The following is a 25,909-nucleotide window of genomic DNA, read 5'->3' as shown; positions in this document are numbered from 1 at the left end:
GAAAAGGTGCTATTCCGCAAAAAACAGTGAACTGACAGGAGGAAAGGTCTGATTTTCGATTAAGTCGGTGTTTTTTGAACCTCAGACAGCGAGGCCGTTAAAAACGGCTGCTTACTTCAGACCTTCCCTAAGTGGCCTGCCCTTCGATGATTGCCGTAGCGATGTCGAGGCCCTTCAGCAGTCCTCTACGTGGCTTGCATTCCACGTACCTATTGATGACGATCGTTCGAATACGCTTCAGGGCGGAGAGTTGTTCCGGCTCAGTGGGGTATACGGAAGGTTCCCCGCCGTAGTAGGTATTCTCGAAGTTCTGGTTGCGCTCACCGTCCCGGTATTCCGAGTACATCCAGTTTTCGAGGGTAGAGCACCAAGCGCGGATCTTCTGATAGGCCTTGAAGGGCATGGGCGAGATCATCAGACACTGAAGCTCTGCACCAACCTTTCTGTGATCTGCCTGGCTCAATGGCGTCTCTGGACGCCAGAGCGATGGGCATCCAGCTTCACGGTGATATTCGACTGCACCTTTGCTGAAGCCGTAGGTGGTGCCAGGTCGAGCCCGCCGCGCAACACCACTGGCCAATCTTTCCGGGCTGATGAACTGCGAGCTGTAGGGCTCTGACGTGCCACCCCATGGCTGTTCCTCGGAAGGCACCACCGCAATAGGCGACAGCCCTTCAAGTGCTACGGTGGTTTTGCGTAGCAAGTGCTCCGAAGGGGATACCAGATGCGGTACCGCGTGATTTGGGTAGTACAGACCTGCCCAAGCTGGCTTGGTCAGATGCAGAGTGTTATGCGTAATCCACGCGGTGCGCGCTTTCACCATCGGCTCGTTATTCACATGGCCGTAAGGCTCGTCGAGCGCGACCCACATGCCTGATGTTGGGTCGATCCACAGCGAAACGTGATCCTTCGAAGGAAAGCCTTCAAGCTGCTCGAGGGCCTGCAACTGCTTTTGAGAGGTTGCTGGACGCAGCCCACTCACCTCCATGAATTGGAGCGAAAGCGCTGCGCGCACCAGCAGCTCCCGCGCCCGCGCTTGGCTGCTCGTGTTGGAGATCATTTCCAGGTGATCGGGTGCTTCCCGCCGGAATCCCTCAAGGTTGCGCGCATACGTTGCCTGATGCTTCGACACGAAGTCGTTCATAGGACGAGGCAGGTAGACTCTCAGCGTCTCACAACCCACCGAGCGAGGCGTGGTATCCGTGTTCCGCCAGTAAGCGCAGAGGTAGACTGGGTACCCGGTTTGGTTTACTTCTGAGAACCCTTCACTAGATGCCAATGCCTGCTGTGCCTGACGGTAGTCGCGATAGCCCATCTCGCGCGCAACGATATCGAGCGCCTCGGAGTGCTTTTGGCCAGGCACGCCAATTTTCTTGGCTTTTCTCTTGATCCCTTGGATAGTCTTCGGGAGGGTGTTGCTGAAGCTGATACGCTCGGGGAGCGAGGACAGAGTGCTCATAATTTTCTCCAACCCCATGATCAACGCCACCCGCCTACGTCTTACTGGGGCCTCTAAAAATCATGGCCTAGGAGATCGTAATATTACAGGTAGTGCCGTTTCCAGCTTTCACTGACGGGTGAGGTACGCCTACCTTGCGCAACTCAGAGGTAATCGATACAGAACTGGATTTGCAACTGCTCACCTGAATCTCGCCGCCAAGCAAATTGCTTGCTCGATTTCCAGTATTATTGACTAACCCGCCTACTGCACTGCAGGCCTTTATGACAGGACACATGGATGTATTTGTCAGCACTCAAAATTCAGAATTTCCGTCAGTTTGGCGCCGAGCCAAACAACCTATTCATCGAATTCAACAAGGGCGTGACGGCACTGGTTGGTGAGAACGACGCGGGGAAATCATCGGTCATCGATGCCCTGCGATTCGTTCTCCAGACGCGTGACGGAGAATATGTACGCATACAGCCTGAAGACTTCCACATCCCAGTTGAAGGACCCCAGGCGAGCCAGATCACGATCATTGCCAAATTTGCAGACCTATCCGTCTCGGATCAGGGGGCGCTGTCTGAGTACGTCACGTTTAATGGGAACGCTGCAGTCGTTTACATCCACTGGACAGCACGAAGGCTCTCGGACGACGTACTAGCACGTCGTTGGGTGGATATTGCTGTGCGCAGTGGTCACAGCGGCGGCGGCCCAAGCCTCGACACCAACGTCCGGCAGCTTCTGGCGGCTGCATACCTGCGCCCCCTTCGCGACGCCACGCGGGAAATGTCTCCGGGACGTGGATCCCGACTGTCGCAGGTACTCAAAAACTTCCCAAACATCAAGGGAGGTAGTGGATTCGATATCGATCGCCCCTTGGAAAATCCCGCATCGCTGAGCCTCACTGGATTGGCAGGTTACTTACGGCATTTGGTGAACCTGCACCCAGGTGTGGCTGCTGCAGAAGGCTCAATCAACGACAACTACCTGTCCCACCTTTCGCTTGAAGGTGATGAGCTACACGGGCGCATCAATTTCGTCGACGGTAGTTCCGAATCTGCTCGCCTCAGACAGATACTGGAACGCATGGAGCTGAGTCTTCTTGTCCAAGGATCACAAGAAGCTCGTGGCGAGTATGGAATGGGCTCCAATAACCTGATGTTCATGGCCTGTGAGTTGCTGTTGCTGGGTAAGGAGCCTGACGGGCTTCCGCTGTTACTCATTGAGGAGCCCGAGGCACATCTCCATCCCCAGCGACAACTGCGCCTGATGGAGTTTTTGAGCGAATCAGCAAAGCCCAGAGTCACCTCCCCCGCTGTCAATCGAGAAACAGTGAACAGTGAGCGCGTTGAAGACTCTCTCCCGTGGAACGAAGGCTTCGGAACTCCGTCAGCTGAGTCCTCTGGCCATCGCGAAGCAACTGCAGATGAGGGCAGCCAGGAAAGCGAAACGCGCCCGGTACAAGTTATCCTCACCACCCATAGTCCCAACCTCAGCTCCAAGATCGCCTTGGACAATCTAGTGCTTATGCACGGCCGCAGAGCTTATTCGCTCGGGAAGCAGCATACGAAGCTGGATGAAGGAGACTATCGCTTCCTCGCCCGCTTCCTGGACGTGACCAAGGCGAATTTGTTCTTCGCACGTGGGGTGCTCATCGTCGAGGGTGATGCGGAGGCCATCCTGTTTCCGGCGCTGGCGAAGCTGCTCGAGAAAGACTTAACCCGCCATGGGGTATCGGTCGTAAATGTAGGGGGCATTGGTCTTGGCCGCTATGCTCGAATCCTCCAACGTGCGACCCCTGGAGCGGGTGTTCTGAACATCCCCGTAGCCTGCGTCTCGGACATGGACGTCATGCCGGATTGCGCTCCAGAAATTCTGGGTTTAGTGGAAGGTGCTGACGATCCGAAATGGGAAAACACTGGACAAAGAAAGTGGCGTGCAACGCGCGATTTTGGTGTCGATGATGAGAGTCAGGTCCTCGGCTTGGAGGAGAGACGCCGCCTGCGTAAATCGAACGACGAGCAAAATGTAAAAACGTTCGTAGCGGAGCAATGGACGCTGGAATACGACTTGGCGTTCAGCGGCATGGCACGCGAAATGTTGATCGCCGCACGCCTGGCTGCAAAGGATGATGCGCTTCATGCCGGTCGGGAAAAGCATGATCAGATAATCGAGCAGGCCATTGTTGAGTATGATGGCCTTCACAACTCGGACATGTCGCCTGAGCAAGTGAGCTCTACTATCTATGCCCTGTTCCACCGCAAGGTCGCCTCAAAGGCCATCACCGCTCAGTACTTTGTCGATATTTTGGAGCAGCGTTATCAGAGGATATTGGTGCCTCGCGAGGGTTTGGAGGAAAGACTCCCCGACTACCTCCTTGAGGCGATCAACTATGTGACCTCTCGCTTGGAAGTGCCCCACGAACAGCACCAGCCATCGCAACAGCAAGCTGAGCGGCAGACACCATGATCACGCTCCGTGACCTGGTGCCCGAAATCACCGACGAGGACATCAACTGGATCTCAGGACTCATGAAGCTTGAGGGCCTGGACGAGCAGCGCATAGCGTTTCTTAGGGCGCGAGAAACACTCGACGTATCGGCGTGCCCGGGAAGCGGTAAAACCACATTGCTTGTGGCCAAACTCGCCATCCTCGCACGCAACTGGAAAAGCCGCACTCGCGGGATTTGCGTGTTATCCCACACCAACGTAGCCCGCGAGGAAATCGAGCAGCGCCTAGGCGACACTGATGTTGGTCGCCGACTGCTGAGCTACCCCCACTACATCGACACGATTCATGGGTTCGTCAGGCGCTTCCTTGCCACGCCTTGGCTGCTCTCCGCGCAACACCGTTTTACCGCGATCGATGATGAGCTGACTCACCGGGTGCGCTCAAAGCACATGTGGGAGGAACGAGAAGACAGGAGGATTCTGCGCGGTTTCCTAGGACATAGAACCTTCGATACCAAATTGCTCAGGTTAGCCAGTACAGACTTTTCCAATCCTCGCATTGGGGTCGCTCGGGGCAGCCTTCCGTGTGGCCCCGATGCTCAAAGCTATCAAATAATGGCGAGAGCGGTAGGAAAGGCAGCCCGGCAAGGTTACTTCTGCTACGACGAAATTTTCGTGCTGGGCACCGCCCAGCTCAATGAGCGGCCAAGCATCGCAGAGGGATTGAGGCACCGTTTTCCCTGCGTCTTTATCGACGAGATGCAAGATACCTCAGCGATGCAGAACGACTACCTGAGCACTATTTTCCCCCGGGACAATTCAAGGATATGCGTGACGCGAGTTGGCGATCCCAACCAAGCGATTTTCGAATCGGACATCCACACCAATGGCAGTGACTTTCCGGATCGAAGCAGAGCAGTCGACATCTCCAGCAGCTTTCGCTTCGATGAGTCGATCGCGTTGCTGGCAAATCCCTTTGCTTTCCGTGCTGTTGCAGACGGGCTTTCCGGGCGGCGCAGCGTGGGTGAAGAAGCGCCGCTCCGCCACACCATTTTTGTTTTCCCTGATGGCGACTGCAGCGGTGTACTGGATGCTTATGGGCACCTGGTTCTCCAAGAGCTCTCCGCTGACCTACGGGGCAACGCCATAGTCTCGGCGATCGGCTATACCCATAGAGACTTCGATCCTATCGATGCCGACCCACTGCATTATCCAAAAACGGTCGGGCATTACTGGGAAGGCTATGACCGTAACGCAGGTTCGGGAACATACCGCCCTCCGACGTTGATTGAGCGTATTCGTCAAGCGAAGCGTAATCTCGTTAAAGGCGATACCGCACACCATAGCGTTGAGGAAGTCGCCAAGGGGCTTCTCCACCTGGTGAACCTCACCAACCTCGCCATCAAGATCAAGGTGGGGGCCCGGCAGCACGTCCAGGTTCAGCAACTTTTAACTAACCCAGAAGACTTGGCTAGCTACCAACAATTGGTGGTTGAGCTGCTGTTCACATCCAACATCATCAGCACCGACAACTGGTCATCCTACGCACGCCGCTTCTCCGACTTGGCATCAGTGCTTGCTGAAGCGCATGAGCAACCCGAGACAGCACGGGGGTACCTTGCTTGGATAGCGGAAAGCGCAGAGGTTTTGCGGGAAGGGGCTGTACAGAATGCAGTGAATACCTTCCGAAGCACTCATGAAAATGGCGTGGTGGACATCAAACTCGGCTCTATTCATTCGAGCAAGGGGCAGACCCACACTGCGACGCTTGTGCTTGAAACGTTCAACTACAAGCACTTCATCGCGAGTTTGCTGCCGTGGGCTGCCGGGCAAAACAGCCACGGCGGGGCTCGACCTGGGAAGAGAACTACCCAGCGCCTACTAGCCATGTATGTAGCGATGACACGCCCGACTCACCTGCTCTGCCTGGCAATCAGCAGACGAGCGCTCGGCGAGGGAGAAGCATTCGAAGCCAACTGCATGCAGCTTCGCGAGCAGGGTTGGGACATCCAGCATTTGTAGCCGTCTGAGTGCTCCCCTATTTCCATCGGCGTGATGATCATCGCGAGTAAGCCGCTGACTGATTTCGTCAACAGGCACCCGACCGTTATCATGCTTTGCCTGGGCTTCTTGATGATGATTGGTTTCAGCCTGACGGCTGAAGGCTTGGGCTTCCACATTCCGAAAGGTTACCTCTACGCAGCGATTGGCTTCTCGATCCTGATCGAGCTGTTCAACCAGGTTGCACGCTCTCGTCGCAAGACGAGTTTGCAGGGACATCGTCCAATGCGTGAGCGTACCGCGCATGCCGTCATGCGTTTGCTGGGTGGCCACAAGTTGGGTGCAGACGAGGTCGGTGAGGAGATCGCTGACATGCTGTCAGGCGGTGATGCCGATCAGGTCTTCCATCGACGTGAGCGCGTCATGATCAGTGGCGTTCTTCAGTTGGCGGAACGCCCTATACGCGGGGTAATGACCCCGCGCGCAGAAATCGACCACATTGACTTGTCTGACACTCCAGAGGAAATCCGCACAGCGCTGATGCACTCGTCGTACTCCAGATTGCCTTTGATACGCGAAGGGAGAGTTGATGAGCCGTTGGGGTTCGTCCATAAAAAAGAGCTGTTGAAAGAGCTGTTGGCGGGTAACCAGCCAAATCTGGAAACCCTGGCTCGCAAGGTAATCAACTTGTTGGACAGCTTCACGATTCTCAACGCGTTGGAGCAGATGCGCAAAGAGTCGACTCACATCGCTTTCGTGGTGAACGAGTTTGGTGACTTCATCGGTATTCTCACCATGACTGACATTCTAGAATCCATCGCAGGTGAATTGCCGGATGCGAGTGAAATTGAGGGCCCTAACATCGTTGCTGAGGATGGAGGTTTCCTCGTCAGTGGTGCGCTGAACCTCAGCCAGATTCGCGAACACATCGGTTTCCAGGCTAAGGCGACTGATGACTATCAGACGCTTGCAGGGTTGGTCATGAGTTTGCTGGATCGTCTGCCGGTCATTGGAGATAAGCTCCGGTGGCAGGAGTGGAGCATGACCGTTGTTGAGGTCCAAGAGCGCCGGGTGACACGGGTGCTGTTGCGTAAAGAGTAAACGTAGAAAACAAGGCCGCATTTGCGGCCTTGTTTGTTTAAAGTTTTAATCGCTTTTGGCAATCCGGAAACTCAACCGTACCTGGGTTCCCTCGTCCTCTCGACTGGTCACACTGACCTTCCCGCCAAAGCGTTCCATTATCCGCTTGACCATGACTAGCCCTACACCGAGCCCACCTTGCTTGTTCGTTGAGAACGGTTGAAACAACCTCTGCTTCTGCCTTGGCGTCATACCCTTACCGGTATCATGAAGCGTAATGTGCAGTTTGCCGGAGCGCATATCGGACTCCAGATCAATATGTAGCCGGCCACCGTTTGGCATCGCCTCCAGTGCGTTGGAAAACAGGCTATTGAGCACTTGAGACAGCAGCACACGCTGGCTAACCACTCTCGGGGCTGCCGTTGCCGTAAACTCAACCTGAACATCAGCGTTGCGAATCTGTAGCTCGAAGGTGTTCAGGGTTTCAAGGATCGCTTCGGACGGATCTACGTTTTCGACCACTCCTGTCGTGGGGCTCGACGCAAGCAGTAACTCTCGTACCCATTTTGACATCCGATCTACCTGGCCGATGATGTCGGTGATGCTCTTCTGTACGGGAGGATGGGCTATTGCCTGCGCTAGTTCGGCGCTGGAGCGGATCGTGGCTAGCGGATTGCGCAAGCTATGAGCTATCGCGGCAGACATCTCGCCCAACGCCACGAAGGTTTCATTTTCGATAATCTGTTTCTGCTGTGACACCAGCAGGCTCGCTGCCCGGCGAACAATCAAGTAGAGCGTCAGGTAGATCAAAGCACCGCCAAAGGATGTTGCGAGCCACATCAGTATGTATCCCCGCTGAGTCCTGGTGATCAAATCCGAAGGCTCCTTGTAAATCTCTACGAGCGCGACGGCTTTACCCTCAGAGTTCAGCATCGGGATGTAGTTTTCAATGAAAAGGCCCGTTGGCGCACGAATGAATTGTTGCTCCTCGCGGTCACCCTGAAGCTCGTGATACGTGGCGAATACTCTTTCCTTGGTGGAAAACGACTCTTCAAGCTCATCGTCATCCGAAAACGTCTGACCCACCAAATCCGGATTGCTTGACCAGATGACGACATCATCGGGAGCATAAATGCTGATCAGCAACGAGTCGGGTTGGCGTGCAATGTGGTTAATGTGTTCTAGAAATTCTTTACGTGCATTTTGACGGTTGGCTTGTTCCTCAAGGGGAAAGCTCGCATCCTCACGTGGATCGAGCAATTCCCCCATCTGAGCGTTAGGCAAGTTGTGGCGGGCGACCTCAGTCGAAGCAAGCGCCTGGATGAATTGAGCCGTGAGTACGGCATCTCGCTGAATGCTTTCGTTGACGACAAATCGCGTCGCAATAAATCCCAAGCCAAGAGCAACGACGGTGATGATAAGAATGCTAACGAGCGAGAACCAGCGCAGCAGATCGAACTGTACCGTGTTCGCCGTCACATCCTTACCTGAGAAAAACCGACCTAAACCCAATGCTAGATTCATCACGAAGCCCTTTCTTGTGATAACGGGTTATAGCGCAGTCTGCCCATGCGTCCTTATGACCAATCGAACTTAACCAGCCTTAAAATAAGGTTTTAGTCGCTATAACGATTAAGGGAGCATTTCGAAGATCTGTGCCTGTCAGCATAGGCCCAGAAATTTTTACAGTTTTTTTACGGTGGCTTTCTTACTGCGTAACGATACTGGCGCGCGCGAACTGTGAGCGCCTCGATGCCTTCGCAACACTTCGCCTGTCCTGTTTCCCGTCAGTACCTCCAATGGCTACACGCGGCGGTTCACGTAGAGAAGGTGATGCGCGGTGGTCTCAGATCTGATCAGAAAGAGTGAACACTTGGCGGCACAAGGAGTACCGGCCTTATCACTTACATGAAAGCCCCACCGGCCTTGAAATCTCACGGAATGCGTTTTTGGCCCCCAACATTCGAGACGTAGAAAGTGAGCGTAACAGCGACCCACGTAACTGAAGAACCCCACCGCAAAACATCAGCGGCAGGATTGCTCGTAGCCGCTGTCGGAGTGGTGTACGGAGATATCGGCACTAGCCCCCTTTATACCCTTAAAGAGGTGTTCGCCGGTCACTACGGCGTGCAAGCCAACCACGACGGGGTACTCGGTATTTTGTCGTTGATCTTCTGGTCGCTGATATGGGTGGTTTCGGTCAAGTATGTGTTGTTCATCCTTCGCGCCAACAACCAGGGTGAAGGCGGCATCATGGCGTTGACGGCATTGGCCCGCCGGGCGGCAGCACCTTATCCGAAGCTGAGCAAGGTGTTGGTTTTGCTTGGGCTCTTCGGGGCGGCGCTTTTCTATGGTGACAGCATGATCACCCCGGCCATCTCGGTGCTATCTGCGGTGGAGGGGCTTCAGCTTGCTTTTGATGGAATAGAGCAGTGGGTCGTACCTCTATCCCTAGTCGTACTGGTAGCGTTGTTTTTGATTCAGAAACACGGCACTGCGCGGATCGGAACCTTGTTCGGGCCAGTCATGGTGCTGTGGTTTCTAGTATTGGGCGCACTCGGGATTTACGGCATCTTGCAGCGTCCGGAAGTGCTGCAAGCGCTTAACCCATACTGGGGGGCTAATTTTTTTATCGCTCATCCGGGTATCGGCGTAGCCATCCTGGGGGCTGTCGTGCTCGCACTGACAGGCGCCGAAGCGTTGTACGCTGATATGGGGCATTTTGGCCGTAAGCCTATTGCTCGGGCGTGGTTCATCTTGGTACTGCCAGGCTTGGTACTGAACTACTTTGGCCAAGGTGCTTTGATCCTAGGCAACCCAGACGCTGTGCGTAATCCTTTCTACCTCCTGGCGCCTAGCTGGGCGCTACTGCCGATGGTTGCACTCTCTACGCTGGCAACCATCATCGCGTCTCAGGCAGTAATCTCCGGTGCGTTCTCGCTAACCCGCCAAGCCATACAGCTAGGATATGTACCTCGCATGTTTATCCAGCACACCTCCAGTCAGGAGCAGGGGCAGATTTACATCGGCACAGTTAATTGGGCGCTGATGGTCGGTGTAGTGTTGCTAGTCATCGGCTTCGAATCGTCCAGCGCACTGGCTGCGGCCTACGGCGTGGCAGTAACAGGCACAATGTTGATCACGACAATCCTGTCTTCGGCTGTCGTATTGCTGCTTTGGAAAACACCTCGTTGGTTGGCTATTCCAATGCTGTTGGGTTTTCTACTGGTGGACAGCCTGTATTTCGCGGCGAACGCACCGAAGATTTTCCAAGGTGGTGCATTTCCAGTGATTGCCGGCATTGGCCTGTTCATCTTGATGACAACCTGGAAACGAGGGCGAAAGATTATCGTCGAGCGGTTGGACGAGACGGCTCTACCTTTGCCGTTGTTCATCAGTAGCATCCGTTCGCAGCCACCCCATCGGGTACAAGGTACGGCAGTGTTTCTGACGGCTAGGGCTGATGCCGTTCCTCATGCACTCTTGCACAACCTATTGCATAACCAGGTTCTGCACGAGCAGGTTGTGTTGCTCACTGTGGTGTCTGAAGACAGCCCGCGTGTGGCAGATGATAGGCGGTTCGAGGTCGAGTCCTATGGTGAAGGGTTTTTCCGTGTGAGCCTGCACTTTGGCTTTATCGAGGAGCCTGACGTACCCGCAGCCTTGAGTCTCTGTCACTTGAATGAGCTGGATTTCAGTCCAATGCGTACGACCTACTTCCTTAGCCGCGAGACGGTTATCCCGACCAAGCGTATAGGGATGGCTCGGTGGCGAGAAAGCCTGTTCGCTTTTCTACTGAAGAACGCCAACAGCAACCTTAAATACTTCAATCTGCCGCTGAACCGAGTGATCGAACTGGGTACGCAGGTGGAGATGTAGAAATAAACAAGGCCGCGAATGCGGCCTTGTTCTATTCAGGGTGTTACTCGTGTGAGTGTCCGTGCTCAGTGCTCTCGGACGTTGCTCCTTTCTCACCGCCACCGCATGCCGTCATCAGGCCAAGGAAGCAGATCAGTAGCATTGAGCGAATCAGCGTTGTTGGGTTTTTCATGGAAGGACTCTCAAAAAATGGATGAAATAAATGGTCTGTGATCCGGCTGAACGCTGCATTTTCGGCAATAGAACAGCCATCGCTGCTTCGGATTACTGTTTGACGCTCAAGTAATCGCCGGTCGTTTTCAGTGCGATGGTCACGTCGTTGTTGCTGCGATTACGCCAAAACCAACCGTGGGTGCCGTCAAAAATGGCTGTGAATTCACCTTTATCACTTTTGACCTGCTTGCCTTTGTTGTAGCTGTGGAAGTAACCCTTTTCACCGTTGTACGGTTCGCCATGGGTGTCGTAGTTCACAGGCCCACCAACCGCTGTCCATTCATAGCTGACAGTCTTGTCCTTCAGCACTTCCAGTTTGATTTCTGTCCCTTCACCTGGCTTGAGCGTGACGCTCATTTGATTGGTCTTAAGGGCGGGAGCCGTTGTCGACACTGGCGGAGGAACAGGTGCCGCAATAGGCTGGCTCTGCACGGCCTGCGGTGCTGGGGCTGGAGCTGGAGCTGGAGCAGATGCTTGCGGAGGAGCTGCATCCGCTAAAGCCTCTTGGGCAAGGATGATCTTCAATTCGCCCATCTGGGTAAGGCCCAGTGTTCGGCCTACACCTGTCGGATCAATGGCGTATTCCGAAGGCATTACGACTGTTACCAGAAGACCGGCAGCAACCAGTATCGCAATAACAGTAGAACGTACCAGTTTGCGAGTGGTGGGCAATTCATTAACAGTGGGGAGCGGAGTATTGAACATAGTCAGAATTCCTTACGCAGAGACAAACAGGCCGGTGATCTGGTAACCCATCAGCAGGAAACCGGCACTCATCATGGCGACGTTGGCGGTATAGGCGTGGCGCCAGAAACTGCCAGTACGCCGCCAATACCCCATCAAAATGAGAATCGCGCTAAGGGCCAGCAATTGGCCGATCTCGACACCAACGTTGAAGGCGATCAGGTTCGGAATCAGGCCATCAGGCGAGATCTCGTACTCCTGAATCTTGGTCGCCAGACCAAAACCGTGGAGCAGGCCGAAGATCAGCGTGGCCACTTTGGTGTTGGGTTGGAAACCGAACCAGCGTTGGAATGCGCCCAGGTTATCGAGCGCCTTGTACACCACCGAAAAGCCGATGATGGCGTCGATGATGTAGGAGCTGATGCTGACCTCGGTCAGTACGCCAAGCAGTAGCGTGACCGAATGGCCTACAGCGAATAGCGTGACGTAGAGCCCCACGTCTTTCAGGCGGTAGAGGAAGAAGATTACCCCGAACAGAAACAGCAGGTGGTCGTAGCCCGTCATCATGTGCTTAGCGCCCATGTAGATGAAGGGCAGCAACATGACGCCGGAGCTTTCCTGGATGAAGCCCTTGTCACCTTCCGCGACAGCGTGAGCCATCGCCTCGGGCATCCCGAGAAACAGTGCAGCGACAAGTAAAAACAGCAGCAATAGCGGGCGGTGCGATGGCGCAGTGAATGCGCCAACGCCGCTCATTGAGTGCGAATGCATAGATCAATCCTACGTTGCAGGGATCAAAGGCCGCAGTGCGGCCATGGTCAGGATGCGAACGAAGGACGAGGTGGGCGCTCGATCAAGAATATCGGCGGGCGAGGAACGGAATATGGTGGGTCATCGACTCGTACGGACAGCTTCGGCTGTGCAGCCAGACTCAACGCGGACGTGAGCTGTGGCGTTTCGTGCTGATGGTCGGGGGTCAACGGCGAGTGGTAGTGATCGGAGTAGCTCACGCTCGACATCTCTGCCTGTTCCTCATGGGAGTGATAGGCGTCTTGCGCGATCTCCCAGGCAGGTGGTTTCGTCGATACCGACAACGTATAGGTATGCCCGGCCCAGGCCACAAACATGGCGAGAACAAGTGCGAATACCACTGTCGTTGTCAGGGATCTGCTGAACATAGCGTCCGGATTCAAGTTCGTTTGGAGTGGCCGTGATAGGTTTGACCACATCCCCCTAGGGGGGATAGGATGCCAGCGTAATTCATTGAGGCCTGAGGCTCAAGTCATGAGTGAGCACGAACACGAACACAGCCATCCCCACACCCACCAAAGTCACGAGGCGATCATCAAGCGCCTCAAGCGGGCAGACGGCCATTTACGCGGCATCATCACCATGATTGAAGAAGGTCGTCAGTGCGTGGACATTGCTCAACAGCTGCATGCCGTCGAAAAAGCAGTGTGCCAAGCCAAGCGCACACTTATCCAGGATCACATTGATCACTGCCTGGAAGACACCGTTTCGGCGTTGGGCAATGGCGAGCGAGCACCGCTGGAAGCTTTTAAACAAATCACCAAATACCTCTAGGTCTGAAATGCCCAACTTTGCTGAACTGCTGCAACAAGGCGGGGCATCCGCCTGGCTGTATTTCCCGAGCGCTATCTTGCTCGGCGCCTTGCATGGCTTGGAACCGGGTCATTCAAAAACCATGATGGCGGCCTTCATCGTGGCCATTCGTGGCTCGGTAAAACAGGCCGTATTGTTGGGCTTGGCCGCGACGCTGTCGCACACTGCTGTGGTGTGGTTGGTCGCTATCGGCGGCATGTACCTTGGGAAAGGCCTCGACGCTCAAACCACTGAGCCGTATTTCCAGCTCGCGTCCTCCGCACTGATCATTGTAATTGCGCTATGGATGCTATGGCGTACCTGGCGTGGCGAGCAGATGTTCAAGTTCGAGCAAGGTGATGATCACCATCACAGCGAGCAGGGCCATGGGCATCATGATGAAACCCACCGAATCGATACTGGTCATGGCCGTGTTGAACTGTCGATCTTCGAAGAAGGCGTGCCACCGCACTGGCGCTTGAAGACGTTAACTGGACACGCCTGGGCAGCCTCGGATGTCCGGCTGGTGACTACTCGTCCGGACGGTAGCTCCCAATCGTTCTCTTTCGTTGAGCGCGAAGGCTTCATGGAGTCGACGATCGATATTCCGGAACCACACGAGTTCAGTGCTCGCTTGAGTCTTGGGCATGCAGGCCACTCCCATGATTACGATCTCAAGTATCAGGAACACGATCACGGGCACGCTCATCCGGAATTGGACGGCCTGGAGTTGTCGACTGATGGCTTTCAGGATGCTCATGAACGTGCGCATGCCAACGATATCCGTAAGCGCTTCACCAATCGCGAGGTCACCACGGGCCAGATCGTCATGTTTGGCCTGACTGGCGGTCTGATTCCTTGTCCTGCTGCCATCACCGTTCTGCTGCTATGTCTTCAGGTTAAAGAGGTCGCGCTGGGAGGCATGCTTGTTCTGTGCTTCAGCATCGGACTGGCACTCACCTTGGTCACTGTCGGTGCTGCGGCAGCTATTGGTGCTAAACAGGCCTCCAGCCGTTGGCCGTGGCTGGGCACCGTGGCGCGTCGTGCACCGTACCTGTCCAGCGTGCTGATCATAGGTGTTGGCCTGTACGTCGGTTTCCATGGCTGGATCGGCCTGAACGCATAAGGTGACGCTGAGTGTTCGAACTCACGAGCTACATAGGTCTTTTCCTGGCTGCATTCGGTGCTGCCACGTTATTGCCTATGCAGTCTGAAGCCGTGCTGGTCGGGATGCTGCTCTCCGACCGGTACGTTGTTTCTACGCTTTTGGCTGTCGCCACTTTTGGCAACGTGCTTGGCTCTGCACTGAACTGGGCGCTGGGCCGTTCCGTCGAACGATTCCGCCACAAGCGATGGTTTCCTGTGAGTGAGAACAAACTGGAAAAAGCACAGCAATCTTATCTGCGCTTCGGGCGCTGGTCATTACTGCTCAGTTGGGTGCCCATCATTGGCGATCCGCTGACGGTCGTCGCCGGAGTCATGCGCGAACCACTCTGGAGTTTCCTGCTGATCGTCGCGCTGGCCAAGGGCACGCGTTATCTCGTGCTGACCGCCGTCACACTGGGGTGGGCATGACAACTCCGGCAGTCCCTCTCTCCGCGCTCAAGAGCCGAAGCAAAAGCCTGGATCTGATCAAGTGGCTAGCGATGTTGACCATGGTTATCGATCACTTACGCTTGGTGTGGCCGGAGATGACCAATCTGTTCATTCCAGGGAGACTTTCCTTTCCGTTGTTCTGTGTCGCTATTGCGGCCAACGTGGCGCGCTCCAAACAGGGCGAATGGCTGACGGCTGCGAATGGACGATACCTTGCGTTGATGCTGTTGTTCGCCGCCATTTCAGAAGTGCCTTATCGCTACATCAGCACCTCGGGATCATTCAACGTGTTGGTTACCTTGGCATTGGGGCTGGTGATTGCCTGGGGGTGGCAACATCGGACTCTGTTGAGCAGCGCTATGGCGTTGATGTCCGCAGTAATTGCCTACGTACTGGATGATCCACTGATGTACGGTTTCTACGGTGCACTTGTACCAGCGGCGGTTTTGTTAGCAATCAAGAGACCCGGTGTTCTTTGGTTGCTGCCAGCGGCTCTATGCCTGTTGAGTAACACCCGAAGTAGCATCGTAACCAGGGCGTTGGACTTGGAAGTCTATTCAGTGCTGGCTTTGAGCACCGCGTTTGCGGCTCCCCTGATCGGGCTTTGGCTTCTGCGTCAGACCTTCACCTTCAAAGTCTGGCCGGTGCGGCAATGGGGCTACTGGTTCTATCCGGGCCACCTTGCCGCTCTGCAGGCGCTACGGTTTCTGGTCTAAAGGTTGACCAACCAGCCTTGGCAAACTTTGGAAACTTACGATCATTTGTTGGGCCATCGGCGATGCTGATCATCGATCACGTATGGATGTTCGTGATCCGCACCCTCGTGGCCGTCGATGTGCGAGTGATCGCCCGGCAGATTCTCATGGCTGTGCTTGATAGAATCCTGGTCATGGGCTGGACGCCAAATCATGATGCTGACCACTAATGCACTACCTGCCACCACGGCCAGGCCAACAAACGACGCCGTGAGGCTGATGTTGGCTCCCAGCCATCCCGCCAGTGGGTAAGTAATTAACCAGCAAGCATGGGACAGAGCAAATTGGGCGGCAAACAAAGCCGGGCGATCTTCGGCATGTGCGGAGCGGCGCAACAGTCGACCACTCGGGGTCTGAGCCAGCGAATAGCCCACCCCAAGCACCATCCACAGTGGCAGTAGGAAGTTGTAGGTAGTCAGGTTGATGCCTACCGCTAAACCTGCGACCAATATTCCTCCGCCAAACAACATGGCCGTTCGGTTTTTGATGTTTTTCAACAGCCGAGGCAAGACCAGGGCAGCGACCATGGATCCGCCACCAAACGCAGCCAGCGCTAATGCCGTAGAACTTTGAGGCAGGGCGAAACGCGACTGCACCAGCACCACCGTATTGACGATGACCATGGCACTGGCGGCAGCTACAGTCAGATTGAGAGCCAACAGCCCACGCAAGCGAGGCGTGGCTAGGAATATGCGCATGCCACGGGTGGTTCGTTCGTAGATGCTGCGTCGCGGTACTTGCTTCGCCTTTGGCAACAACACCGTGGCGACTAGGGCGGCAGAAGCGAGGAAACCGATGACAGTGCCAGCGAACAGGTTATGGAAGCTGATCACGGTCAGCAGTGCGGCGGCGAGCATTGGGCTGGCGACACTTTCGAGATCGTAGGCCAGCCGTGATAACGACAAAGCGCGGGTGTAGTCGTCCTCATCCGGCAGTATGTCTGGAATGGTCGCCTGGAACGTCGGGGTGAACGCAGCTGAGGCCGACTGAAGGACGAAAATCAGCACGTAGATTTGCCAAACTTCGGTTACAAACGGCAGAGCAAGCGCTACCAGGGCCCGCACCAGATCCAGCGAGACCAGCATGGCTCGGCGAGGCAGGCGCTCTGCAAAAGCCGCTGCAATGGGCGCAACGCCAATATAGGCCGTCATTTTGATCGCCAACGCTGTCCCGAGAACGGCACCCGCTTGGGCACCAGCAAGGTCGAACACCAGTAAACCCAGTGCGACCGTGGCGAGTCCTGTCCCTACAAGCGCAATCACCTGAGCCAGGAAGAGATGGCGGTAGGTTCGGTTGGCTAGGATTTTCAGCATGAGAAATCTCAAATGGAATGGCTCGTGTCCAACTGGTTACCGAGCATTTCTCAAAGAAAGAGAGCGACGAGCTTCTCGTTCACACATGATTTTACATCCCCCCTGGGGGGATCGAGAGCTATCCTAAACTAGAGACAGTAGTAGCTCAAGAAATAGGCACTCAGCCTTTCATCGAATGTCTGGGGAAGTTGCTTGCTCGATGGTGGCTGTTGGCCATACGCTGTGCAGCGTGAGAGGTCTCACTAATATAAAAACATGAGCATGGAGCAAGCCCTGATGAAACTGTCTGCCCTTTTGATCGCCGCTTTACTTTCGATTTCGTCCGTTGCTGCCTTCGCGCATAGCGGCGGTACTGATTCAAAAGGTTGCCATCGCAACCATAAAACGAACGACTACCACTGCCACTAAACGGCAAAAGCCCAGCGCTAGGCTGGGCTTCAGTGCGAGCTGGACTCTTTACATTTGAGGAGGCTAGTTGTGCGATTCACCTTGGCATTCTTTGCACCAGGCGTAGAGCGCGTCTTACATGACCAGACCGTGCGCCAGCATTTCGTGATCGTCCGAAAAACGCTGCGACAGTCCCAGTGAGATGGCGTACAACCCAGCCGATTGCGGTGTCAGATCCAGACGAGAGGTATCTGCTCCCCGCACGATTTCAGCCAATTGCTGCAAGGCAGGCTCACCGAGTTGGCACTTCTTCAAAAACGCATCGAAGCTGCACAACTCACCCTCATGGGTAAGCTCCACGCCCGGAATGTCGTACGGTGCTGCATCTTTCTCCGCTGCAATCCGCAGCACATCAGCGCTGGGTACGTACAAGAACTCAGCCTGTGGGTCGATAAAGCGAGTGATCAGCCAAGGACAAGCAACCCGGTCGATCTTGGGTCGCTCACGGGTAATCCACCTCATGGAACACCTCCTGCCTAGCTCAATAGGCTGGGTGGCCAGGCGAGCCCAATGCCCGCCAAAGATTGCTAATCAATTCATGCTTTCTAGCGCAGTAAATGCACCGCCAACCCGACGAGCGCGCAGGCCATCAGCACTTGGATGACGCCCCGCTTGAAGCGGAACAAGGCAATCGCCGCTGCTATCGCGATCAGTGCAGAGGGCCAGTCGAGATTGCCGCTGAAGCCCTTCGGCCAAAGCACGTGATAGCCGAAGAAACACGCCAGATTGAGGATTACTCCCACCACCGCCGCTGTAATTGCGGTAAGCGGTGCAGTGAACTTGAGTTCGTTATGAGTCGACTCCACCAGCGGGCCTCCCGCGAGGATGAACAGGAACGAGGGCAGGAAGGTGAACCATGTCACCAGGGACGCCGCGACAGCCCCCGCCAGAAACACCTGATCGGCACCGAACACTTGCGAGACATAGGCCCCGACAAAGCCGACGAAGGCCACCACCATGATCAGCGGCCCCGGCGTTGTTTCCCCCAAAGCCAGGCCGTCGATCATCTGTGTCGGGGTTAGCCAGCCATAGTGACCGACCGCGCCTTGGTAGACATATGGGAGCACCGCATAGGCCCCACCAAAAGTCAGCAGCGCGGCCTTGGTAAAGAACCAGCCCATTTGGGTTAAGGTGCCTTCCCAACCAAAAAGGATGGTCAAAATCCCCATCGGCAATGCCCATAGTGCGACGCCGATCAATGCAAGCAACGCGAGTTTCAACCAGCTGAACTTTGCATGCTCGGGGGATGGGGTGTCGTCATCGATCAAGGCTGGGCCAAAGGACTTTTTGGCGGCGCTATGGCCTCCGGTTCTGAATTTCTCGGGAGCCAGACGACCTCCGACATAGCCGATTAACGCAGCGCCCAGCACGATCAGCGGAAATGGAACATTGAACGCGAAGATCGCGGTAAATGAAGCCGCCGCTATCGCCCACAGCCAATTGTTCTTCAGTGCACGCGAGCCGATCCTATGTGCCGCCTGCACCACGATGGCCGTCACGGCGGGCTTGATGCCGTAGAAGAGTCCGGCTACCACGGGTACTTCACCGAACGCGATGTACATCCACGACAACGCGATCAGGATGAACAATGAGGGCAGTACAAACAGCACTCCTGCAATCACGCCGCCCCAGGTTCGATGCATCAACCAACCGATGTAGGTCGCTAGCTGCTGAGCCTCTGGCCCAGGCAACAACATGCAGTAGTTCAGGGCGTGTAGAAATCTGCGCTCGGAAATCCAGCGCCGCCGTTCGACCAACTCCTGGTGCATGAGTGAAATCTGTCCCGCTGGCCCACCGAAGCTAATGAACCCTAGCTTCAGCCAGAACCAGAACGCCTCACGCAAACTGATCGACTCAGGCCTCGACAGATCCTCTTCAACCGCTGATGCCAAAACCTTACTCATTGGGATGCTCCTCTTTCGCGAACCCGGCGAGCAGGCCATCGAAGATGGCACTTGCAGCTGCCAGCAGATGGTCGTCGTGGGTAATGGTTTCGCGCAGTCCTGCGAGCACGCGCTCGATGCCAGCAGCCTCCACCGGCTGAATACCGCCAACATCGAGGTAGTGCACCAGGGCTGCAATACGCTTTAGGCCAGGATCTTGAAGCTCAAAGCTGGCTTGTAGGGTTTCGAAGGTCACGCGGTTGCCGACATGGCTGAAGGTGGCGTCATCGAAGTCAAAACCTAGCGCATCTGCGGGGCAATCCTGTGGAGCGCTCAGCCAGAGGATCTGAGCTTGCGTGTCAATGAAGCGGCGAATCAGCCAGGCACATGCGAACCGGTCGACCCAGGGACGCTTGCGAGTTGCCCAGATACGCCCCTGATAATCGCCAAGATTGAGTGCCGTTATGGGCATGTCACGGCTGTGTGGTTCATCCGCAGACAACGCTCTGCTGACCGCCGTCTCTAACTCCTGCAACGCCGAATCAAGTTGCTGCTTAGGCTGGCCTGGAAAGTAATCGATGCTGACCAGTTGATCGTATGCTTTGCGCAGCTTACGAATCTGCTTGGTGCTGGCCAATGCGTTTTCAGGATTGAGCTGTCCACGGCATTCTTCGACCTCTGCACGAAGCTTGCTGTAGTCATCTCTACGGTCGAACAGCTCGATAAAGCGCTCACCTTCAGGGTCGACAATAGGCAGAACGTAGGCAGTGCCATTGATGGCGAGGATATCGCGCTCGACTGACGCCAGTGCCTCACGACAGAAGTCGGTGTCAGGCAACAGATAGGCGCCATCGCGCAGAACTGCCGCACCTGAAGCTTTCAATGCACGCCAGGCTCGCATGCGCTCAGTGGCATTTGCAGTGGGTAAACCAAGAATCAGAGTTATCCAATTATTCATGTAGAGATGGCTATGTAATTTGTAATTAGAATTACACTACTCTGGATCTTGTCGATTGGAAAGCCACCCTTGGAAACTAGGGTTTCGGTGAGTCCGAACGGAGAGAGGTGTGGACGTGATCAAGCAGGGGCATTAGGTGATGTGCGATGTGGACCGCGACAGAAAGGCTTTCTTTCATGCGCTTTAGACTTGAAAGGTGAAGGGCCGCTTTTGGCCGATTCTGTTGAAAAAGTCGGTTCTTCCGGACTGCCCGCATAATGACCGCTGAAAACGCCTTTTTTGCGCACCGCTACGCGAAATCTGAGCCCAGAATCCTCTGCTCAATGTAAAGATTTCAATCTCAAGCGCGTACTTTTCTACCGTGGAAACCAGGGCCGACTTTTTCAACAGAATCGGCCGTCTGCTGCCTGTCACCAAGGCAGCATTCTGACGAATGCTGCCCCCACTCCAAACCGTTGCATGCACTTAATTTACGGGTGGTTCAAGACATCCGCCTCCCCCGCATCTACGCTTTCGACTCACTCATTGGAGTCGAAACAATGCCCACTGAATACTCAATAGGTGATGTCCTTGAGCGCCTTTACCAGAACCAGCTCGCCTTAGAGGCGGCCGTTATGGAGCTGACCTTAAGAGCTGAATGCCTGGGGGCGACAGACACTGGCGAAAATGTCCGCGGTGCGCAACAAATGATCGGGGAGAACGCCGGACACATTAAGCAAGGCCTGGCCAAACTGAAGGCCCAAGGGCCACACTAATCAAGCCGCCGAGGACCTTTTGCTCGACTTTAAGCGCGTACTGTGGGGTCTACACGCGGTTCGACGCAACGAATTACCCGTGTGACACAGTCCGTCAGATTAAAATCCCAAACCATGTGCTCGCAAGCAAAATGGCATAATATGCCAATGATCGTAAGAAACTGTTTACCGAAAGCTGGAGCTCATTATGGCAACGAGAAACGTTGTACTTACCCCTCACCAGGAACAGGTTATCCAGGATCTGGTGCAGTCCGGCCGTTATCAGAATGCCAGCGAAGTGATGCGAGAAGGTTTGCGGCTATTGGAACAACGCGTCGCCGAAGACACCGCCAAAATTGAGGCACTGCGTCAGGCGACCTCGATCGGCATCATGGACCTTGAGCACGGGCGCTTTACTCAGTTGAGCGAAGGGGATCTGGAGCACTACCTCGAGGGCTTGAGCCTGGACGTCAGCATCTCCGCGAGAGACAAACACTGAGTATGCCGCAGTATCGGATTACCAACGCGGCGCGCGCTGACATTGTCGACATCCTCAGGCTCTCCCAGACGCAGTTCGGCGATCAAGCACGCCAGCGCTACCAGGCGCTAATCCTCGCGGCGCTGCAAGCTCTTGCTGGCACGCCTTATCGCATTGGCAGCCACGACCGCGGTGAGCTCGCTCCGGGTCTTCGCAGCTATCACCTTATCTATTCTCGCCAGCAAGCCAAACACCCCCACGGGACGGTCAAAAGCCCACGCCATATCGTGTTCTATCGCGTGGCAAACGACGATGTGATTGAGGTCGTCAGACTCCTTCATGACGCCATGGAAGTGCAGTTGCACTTGCCTGATGACTGATCAGCGATCCAGAACACAGATATGACTGGCCAGGAACAACGAAGGTAAGAGCCCTTCCCAGATCTCAACCTCAACCCCCACGCTGCCAGCGGACTCGACGGTCAATTGAAGCACAAGGTTCTAGGCCCGAGTGCACTATCGAGATCTACGATCACAAACACGATGCTCAACTTTGCCACCCACTTTTAACGCCGATTGCGTATCTAGACGCCTGGCATTAAGCCCCAACTTCCGATGGACACGCGGATCGATCCCCTCTGGCGACCAGCGCCATTGCAACATCGCGCAGAGCATGAGTATCAGGCGATGCCAATTTCAGGACAGGTTCTGAAAGACAGCCCGGAAAAATCCGATTAAGGATATCGACTCATCGAACGATCACGAATTTGCCGGATTCGGGTTGTTCATCCAGTATGCGGGAGGGCACTGAATACCAGCCACGGCCATCCAGGTCCGCGTCAGAAATCGCCATTCGCGATCGCTCGAACACTCGGCGTAATTGGGGGCATAACTGGGGGCATAATTCGATTTTTTCAGGCTGTAAATACCGATCTAGAGCCATGTCAAAATGTTCTTTGGCGACCCCGATAGCCTGTAATGCAATTCCACTAAACTCCATAAAAGCGTTTTATAACAACGACTTATTGATAATTTAAGTCTACTTCCGTCTGTCTAAATCCGATGGATTCCACGACTCATGGGGCATAACTGGGGGCAAATTCCGGCTCCTTAAAAGGATGCCCCCACCGACGCTCCAGATAATGCGGTTGTTTTCAAACGAAAACTCAGCGATGCCTTGATCCGCTTGCTGACCGAACCCGGCAAACACGCCGATGGCGAAGTCCCTGGGCTCTACTTGGCGGTAAGGGCGTCGAGCAAGGTCGGAAAATCCCCTTCCAAGGTTTGGCGATTGAAGTATCGCCTGCAAACCGCTTCTCCATCGGCGCATACCCCGACATTGGTCTCAAGGAGGCGCGCGACATTGCCCGCGGCGCACGCCGCGACGTGGCTAACCACACCGCTCCGCTCAAAACCAAGACCGCCAAGATCGAGGCGCAGTTGCTCAATGAGGAGCGCACCATCACGTACGTGGCCGAGCAGTGGTTGGCATTCAAGTCTGCCGAATTGGGGAGCAAATCCATCTCGGGCTTTACCGGAGCGCTGAACAACCACATCTTGCCTGCCATTGGTAAAAAACCGATCACCGAGATCAAGCTTGAGCACATCACCACGATCATTACCGAGCTGCGCCGCCAGCGCACACTGGCGATGGCCCGGCGCGTGCGCACCCGCGTGGTGGATGAAGAAGGCAAAGGCTGGGTGTTCGTCTCACCGGTTTACTTACCGAAAGACTTAACGGACATCTGAAGAGGCGTGGGAGCTGTGCAGGTTACTCAGATAAGTCTCGTTATCGCGAAAGTCAGCAGGGCAGATCCGGTACAAACTGAACACACGGCTTTCTGGCGTTTTGCGCAGGGGCGTTCGTAAGTTTCTGTTTCTAATAGCCCCCCGCTCCACGAGTTCAAGCATCCGCAGGCCTATGAGTAAAAAAGAAAAACAGCAGACCTGATATCGCCAGGCATGCCAGGCCTGCGCAGATCATGACGAGACCAAAGCCACCCGCCATCGCTGACCTGTAAAGATCGACAATCCAGGGCTGAGTCGACGGAAAAACATGGTCCACTATCGCTCGTCGAGCCAAATAAGCTCCATGACTTGGCCCACTGTCTTGTATTTCAACAGTAAGCCTATTGACCGCATAAACACTCATGGTGCTACCTAAAATAGCGATTCCCAAAGCCATTCCGGTCTGCCTCAAGGCGTTCATTGTCGCGGATGCAATGCCGGCACGTTCAGGCGGGACGCAGCCCATGACCATCATGCCGGTTGCGGGTACTGATAACCCTGTTCCAAAACCCAGTACGGCAAGGATCAATCCAATCCCGAGATAGGGAGTCCATGGATTGAAAACGACCATGGCGCACAAGGCCAGACCTATCAGCGCATAACCTGTGACCATCAGGAACTTCATCGAGAACCGCGCCACGAATCGCCCGAAAAACAAGGAGGCCAGTGCCATCATGACGAACTGCGGCATTAGTTTCCAACCAGTAATCTCCGGGCTGCTCCCCTGTACTTGCTGGAGAAAAAGGGACAAAAAGAAGAGGCTGCTGTAACTGGAGAAGCCGAGAATAAACGACGCCAGATTGGCCAGCACCAGCGGGCGACTACGGAATAATTTGATCGGAAACAGAGGCCGTTTGACGCGCAACTCAACCCATACGAATGCGATGAAGCCCACTGCGGCAGTAAGCAAAGGGATTAAAACCCTATCGGGCGAACTGCCATGTTCCCCGATTCCAATGAGGCCATAGCTGAGGGCCCCCAGCCATAGCATGCTAAGCGCCTGCCCTGCTGGATCGAACGCCGCGTGATCGAGATGCTTGCGCTCGGGAATACCATACGCACCCAGCACAGTTGCCAGAATGCCAAGCGGGACATTGACCAGGAAAATGCTCTGCCACCCGACACGCTCGACCAATATCCCCCCCACTAACGGCCCGCAAATCAACGCGAGTGCGCTAAAAGCGGACCACCCGCCAATCGCCCGCGCCCGCTGGCCGGGATCAGGGAATGCGTGAGCCAGAATCGGCATTGCCCCCGGTATAAGCATAGCGCCGGCAACGCCTTGGACAGCTCGCCCCCACAAAAGCATCGGCAGTTGGCTAGCCAGCGAGCAGATGACCGATCCAACCACAAAGAGCAAAACGCTACCAAGCCAAACCCGTTTGTGCCCATAGCGATCACCAAGAGGTCCGGCAGATAGCATCACCGCGGACAATGCGACTGCATAGATGTTGACGACCCATTGAAGACCCGCCAAGTCAGTTTGTAACGCTGTCTGAAGGGTAGGCAGTGCGACGTTGACGATGCTGATGTCCAGCGTCGCGAGAAATGTTCCGAGATAGGCGGCAGCGACCAAGGCGTGAATTCGATATTTGCGCATCGGAGTCCAATTTACGTTAAGGAACTTACCTTGATCCTATCCACTGACTGACAGTCAGTCAATAAGAAGACTTCGCTTGATGGCGTCGCCAAGATACAATTGACCGACCGATAGTCAGGGCTGAAAGGCTCGTACAGATGCCTCTTCCTCTCCTAGCCAGTCAACTTTTATGCAGGGCCCCAAACAGCGATGAAATATAAGAAAAGCCAAGTCGAGCCACCCACCTCGAAAACGCCGCGAACCAAGCCTGCGCACATACGCCTTGATGAACTGATGGCCGCCGCAGAAACGCTGTTTTTAGCGCAGGGCGTCGAAGCCACTACCATTGACGGGATCGCCGAACTGGCGCAGGTAGCGAAGGGTACTTTTTATATTTACTTTTCTTCCAAAAATGAGTTGCTTGAAGCGATGGGGCAACGTTACACCGCGCAGTTCCTGCGTCGTCTCGAGGAAGAGGTGGATAAGTGCGCTCCCGGAGATTGGCTGGCGCGCCTGCGCACCTGGATCCATACAAACGTTATTGCCTATGTCGAAACGTATAGAACGCACGACATCGTTTACACAAACCACCATCACCACAATCGTAGCAATCAAGAAAAAAATGCCATCCTGGAACAGTTGCAAGACATTCTGCTGGGAGGCAATGAAGCAGGCACCTGGCGATTTGATCAGCCCCGAATCACGGCCTTGATAATCTATGCCGGCGTGCATGGGGTCACCGATGATGCGATCGCTAATGAGGGCACCGACTGTGAGCAATTTGCTCGTGATGTTACCTCCGTGTGCCTTCGCCTGATTAACGTGGCTGAGGAGTCCAACTGAAAGCCCGGCCGCTGATGTTGAAAATCAGTGGCAAGCGTTATCTCCAAAGCGGCACCTATCGACTCCGCTTTAACCACGGTGGCCGCCTCTTCCCTGACCTTGCGGAACGTTACGTGATCGTTTTATCGGCGTCAGTGGCGTTTTTCCGCCCAGGCGATTCAGCTTCGTCGCTGCGTCCGCCCC

Annotated in this window: 21 protein-coding genes and 2 pseudogenes; 14 read left to right on the top strand and 9 right to left on the bottom strand. The window is 55.0% G+C overall.

Going from position 1 to position 25,909, the window contains the following annotated elements:
• Window positions 1-127 precede the first annotated feature (127 nt).
• The gene (locus tag AC19YY_RS21130) at window positions 128-1,459 is read right to left on the bottom strand and encodes a DUF5623 domain-containing protein (RefSeq protein WP_308935866.1); all 1,332 of its coding nucleotides are present in this window, start codon (window positions 1,457-1,459) and stop codon (window positions 128-130) included.
• A 279-nt stretch (window positions 1,460-1,738) separates the two neighbouring features.
• Here AC19YY_RS21130 and AC19YY_RS21125 point away from each other — a divergent pair, with 279 nt between their 5' ends.
• From AC19YY_RS21125 to AC19YY_RS21115, 3 genes and pseudogenes are all read left to right on the top strand, one after another.
• On the top strand, window positions 1,739-3,913 hold the full coding sequence (locus tag AC19YY_RS21125) for an ATP-dependent nuclease (protein ID WP_274126847.1): 2,175 nt from the start codon (window positions 1,739-1,741) through the stop codon (window positions 3,911-3,913).
• Window positions 3,910-5,916 carry a UvrD-helicase domain-containing protein gene (locus tag AC19YY_RS21120; protein WP_274126849.1) on the top strand — a complete coding sequence of 669 codons (2,007 nt, stop codon included), beginning with the start codon at window positions 3,910-3,912 and terminating at the stop codon, window positions 5,914-5,916. The genes AC19YY_RS21125 and AC19YY_RS21120 overlap by 4 nt, the downstream gene beginning before the upstream one ends.
• 18 nt (window positions 5,917-5,934) lie before the next feature.
• Window positions 5,935-6,996, top strand: a pseudogene (locus AC19YY_RS21115) (TerC family protein); the annotation flags it as partial.
• A 45-nt stretch (window positions 6,997-7,041) separates the two neighbouring features.
• Here the strand turns inward: AC19YY_RS21115 and AC19YY_RS21110 are convergent.
• On the bottom strand, window positions 7,042-8,499 hold the full coding sequence (locus AC19YY_RS21110) for a sensor histidine kinase (RefSeq protein ID WP_274126851.1): 1,458 nt from the start codon (window positions 8,497-8,499) through the stop codon (window positions 7,042-7,044).
• A gap of 453 nt (window positions 8,500-8,952) precedes the next feature.
• On the opposite strand from AC19YY_RS21110, the gene AC19YY_RS21105 reads away from it, so the two are divergent.
• Entirely contained in the window at window positions 8,953-10,854 is a 1,902-nt protein-coding gene (locus tag AC19YY_RS21105) for a potassium transporter Kup (protein WP_274126853.1), read from the top strand.
• Window positions 10,855-11,118: 264 nt separating this feature from the next.
• Here the strand turns inward: AC19YY_RS21105 and AC19YY_RS21100 are convergent, their stop codons facing one another.
• Together AC19YY_RS21100 and AC19YY_RS21095 are read right to left on the bottom strand one after the other, a co-directional pair.
• The gene (locus tag AC19YY_RS21100; protein ID WP_274126855.1) at window positions 11,119-11,772 is read right to left on the bottom strand and encodes a transmembrane anchor protein; all 654 of its coding nucleotides are present in this window, start codon (window positions 11,770-11,772) and stop codon (window positions 11,119-11,121) included.
• Window positions 11,773-11,784: 12 nt separating this feature from the next.
• Entirely contained in the window at window positions 11,785-12,522 is a 738-nt protein-coding gene (locus AC19YY_RS21095; protein WP_274126857.1) for a HupE/UreJ family protein, read from the bottom strand.
• Window positions 12,523-13,035: 513 nt separating this feature from the next.
• Between AC19YY_RS21095 and AC19YY_RS21090 the strand changes: the two genes are divergently transcribed.
• The 4 genes from AC19YY_RS21090 to AC19YY_RS21075 are packed head-to-tail and all read left to right on the top strand — an operon-like array spanning window position 13,036 to window position 15,665.
• Window positions 13,036-13,335 (top strand): metal-sensing transcriptional repressor, encoded by a 300-nt coding sequence (locus AC19YY_RS21090; RefSeq protein WP_103470019.1) that lies wholly within the window; start codon window positions 13,036-13,038, stop codon window positions 13,333-13,335.
• Between the two features lie 7 nt (window positions 13,336-13,342).
• Complete coding sequence (locus tag AC19YY_RS21085; RefSeq protein ID WP_274126859.1) at window positions 13,343-14,479, top strand: nickel/cobalt efflux protein RcnA; 1,137 nt, start codon at window positions 13,343-13,345, stop codon at window positions 14,477-14,479.
• An 11-nt stretch (window positions 14,480-14,490) separates the two neighbouring features.
• The gene (locus tag AC19YY_RS21080; RefSeq protein ID WP_274126861.1) at window positions 14,491-14,928 is read left to right on the top strand and encodes a YqaA family protein; all 438 of its coding nucleotides are present in this window, start codon (window positions 14,491-14,493) and stop codon (window positions 14,926-14,928) included.
• Window positions 14,925-15,665: a TraX family protein gene (locus AC19YY_RS21075; protein ID WP_274126863.1), complete on the top strand. Its 741-nt coding sequence runs from the start codon at window positions 14,925-14,927 to the stop codon at window positions 15,663-15,665. The genes AC19YY_RS21080 and AC19YY_RS21075 overlap by 4 nt, the downstream gene beginning before the upstream one ends.
• 41 nt (window positions 15,666-15,706) lie before the next feature.
• Here the strand turns inward: AC19YY_RS21075 and AC19YY_RS21070 are convergent, their stop codons facing one another.
• Complete coding sequence (locus AC19YY_RS21070) at window positions 15,707-17,017, bottom strand: MFS transporter (protein ID WP_274126865.1); 1,311 nt, start codon at window positions 17,015-17,017, stop codon at window positions 15,707-15,709.
• A 276-nt stretch (window positions 17,018-17,293) separates the two neighbouring features.
• Here AC19YY_RS21070 and AC19YY_RS21065 point away from each other — a divergent pair, with 276 nt between their 5' ends.
• Window positions 17,294-17,425: a YHYH domain-containing protein gene (locus AC19YY_RS21065; protein WP_274126867.1), complete on the top strand. Its 132-nt coding sequence runs from the start codon at window positions 17,294-17,296 to the stop codon at window positions 17,423-17,425.
• 114 nt (window positions 17,426-17,539) lie between these two features.
• Here AC19YY_RS21065 and AC19YY_RS21060 read toward each other — a convergent pair whose 3' ends face one another.
• The 3 genes from AC19YY_RS21060 to AC19YY_RS21050 form a co-directional block, all read right to left on the bottom strand.
• Window positions 17,540-17,926: a chromate resistance protein ChrB domain-containing protein gene (locus tag AC19YY_RS21060; protein ID WP_274126869.1), complete on the bottom strand. Its 387-nt coding sequence runs from the start codon at window positions 17,924-17,926 to the stop codon at window positions 17,540-17,542.
• An 83-nt stretch (window positions 17,927-18,009) separates the two neighbouring features.
• A complete protein-coding gene (gene chrA / locus AC19YY_RS21055) occupies window positions 18,010-19,368 on the bottom strand; it encodes a chromate efflux transporter (RefSeq protein WP_274126871.1) in 1,359 nt (452 codons plus the stop codon).
• Entirely contained in the window at window positions 19,361-20,305 is a 945-nt protein-coding gene (locus AC19YY_RS21050; protein WP_500604807.1) for a chromate resistance protein ChrB domain-containing protein, read from the bottom strand. Before AC19YY_RS21050 ends, chrA begins: the two co-directional genes overlap by 8 nt.
• 539 nt (window positions 20,306-20,844) lie before the next feature.
• Between AC19YY_RS21050 and AC19YY_RS21045 the strand changes: the two genes are divergently transcribed.
• From AC19YY_RS21045 to AC19YY_RS21030, 4 genes and pseudogenes are all read left to right on the top strand, one after another.
• Window positions 20,845-21,060, top strand: coding sequence for a hypothetical protein (locus AC19YY_RS21045; protein ID WP_274126875.1), 216 nt, complete (start codon window positions 20,845-20,847; stop codon window positions 21,058-21,060).
• A 187-nt stretch (window positions 21,061-21,247) separates the two neighbouring features.
• Window positions 21,248-21,538, top strand: coding sequence for a type II toxin-antitoxin system ParD family antitoxin (locus AC19YY_RS21040; protein WP_274126877.1), 291 nt, complete (start codon window positions 21,248-21,250; stop codon window positions 21,536-21,538).
• Window positions 21,539-21,540: 2 nt separating this feature from the next.
• The gene (locus AC19YY_RS21035) at window positions 21,541-21,897 is read left to right on the top strand and encodes a type II toxin-antitoxin system RelE/ParE family toxin (RefSeq protein WP_274126879.1); all 357 of its coding nucleotides are present in this window, start codon (window positions 21,541-21,543) and stop codon (window positions 21,895-21,897) included.
• Between the two features lie 796 nt (window positions 21,898-22,693).
• Window positions 22,694-23,220 (top strand): annotated as a pseudogene (locus AC19YY_RS21030) (tyrosine-type recombinase/integrase); the annotation flags it as partial.
• 199 nt (window positions 23,221-23,419) lie between these two features.
• Here the strand turns inward: AC19YY_RS21030 and AC19YY_RS21025 are convergent.
• On the bottom strand, window positions 23,420-24,904 hold the full coding sequence (locus AC19YY_RS21025; protein ID WP_170057353.1) for a DHA2 family efflux MFS transporter permease subunit: 1,485 nt from the start codon (window positions 24,902-24,904) through the stop codon (window positions 23,420-23,422).
• A 189-nt stretch (window positions 24,905-25,093) separates the two neighbouring features.
• Between AC19YY_RS21025 and AC19YY_RS21020 the strand changes: the two genes are divergently transcribed.
• Window positions 25,094-25,726 carry a TetR/AcrR family transcriptional regulator gene (locus tag AC19YY_RS21020; protein ID WP_169951535.1) on the top strand — a complete coding sequence of 211 codons (633 nt, stop codon included), beginning with the start codon at window positions 25,094-25,096 and terminating at the stop codon, window positions 25,724-25,726.
• Window positions 25,727-25,909 lie beyond the last annotated feature (183 nt).

Source organism: Pseudomonas sp. MF09156 (genome assembly GCF_059862305.1).
Note: the sequence above shows the minus strand (reverse complement) of the source record. Positions and strands in the feature narration are given on the sequence as shown.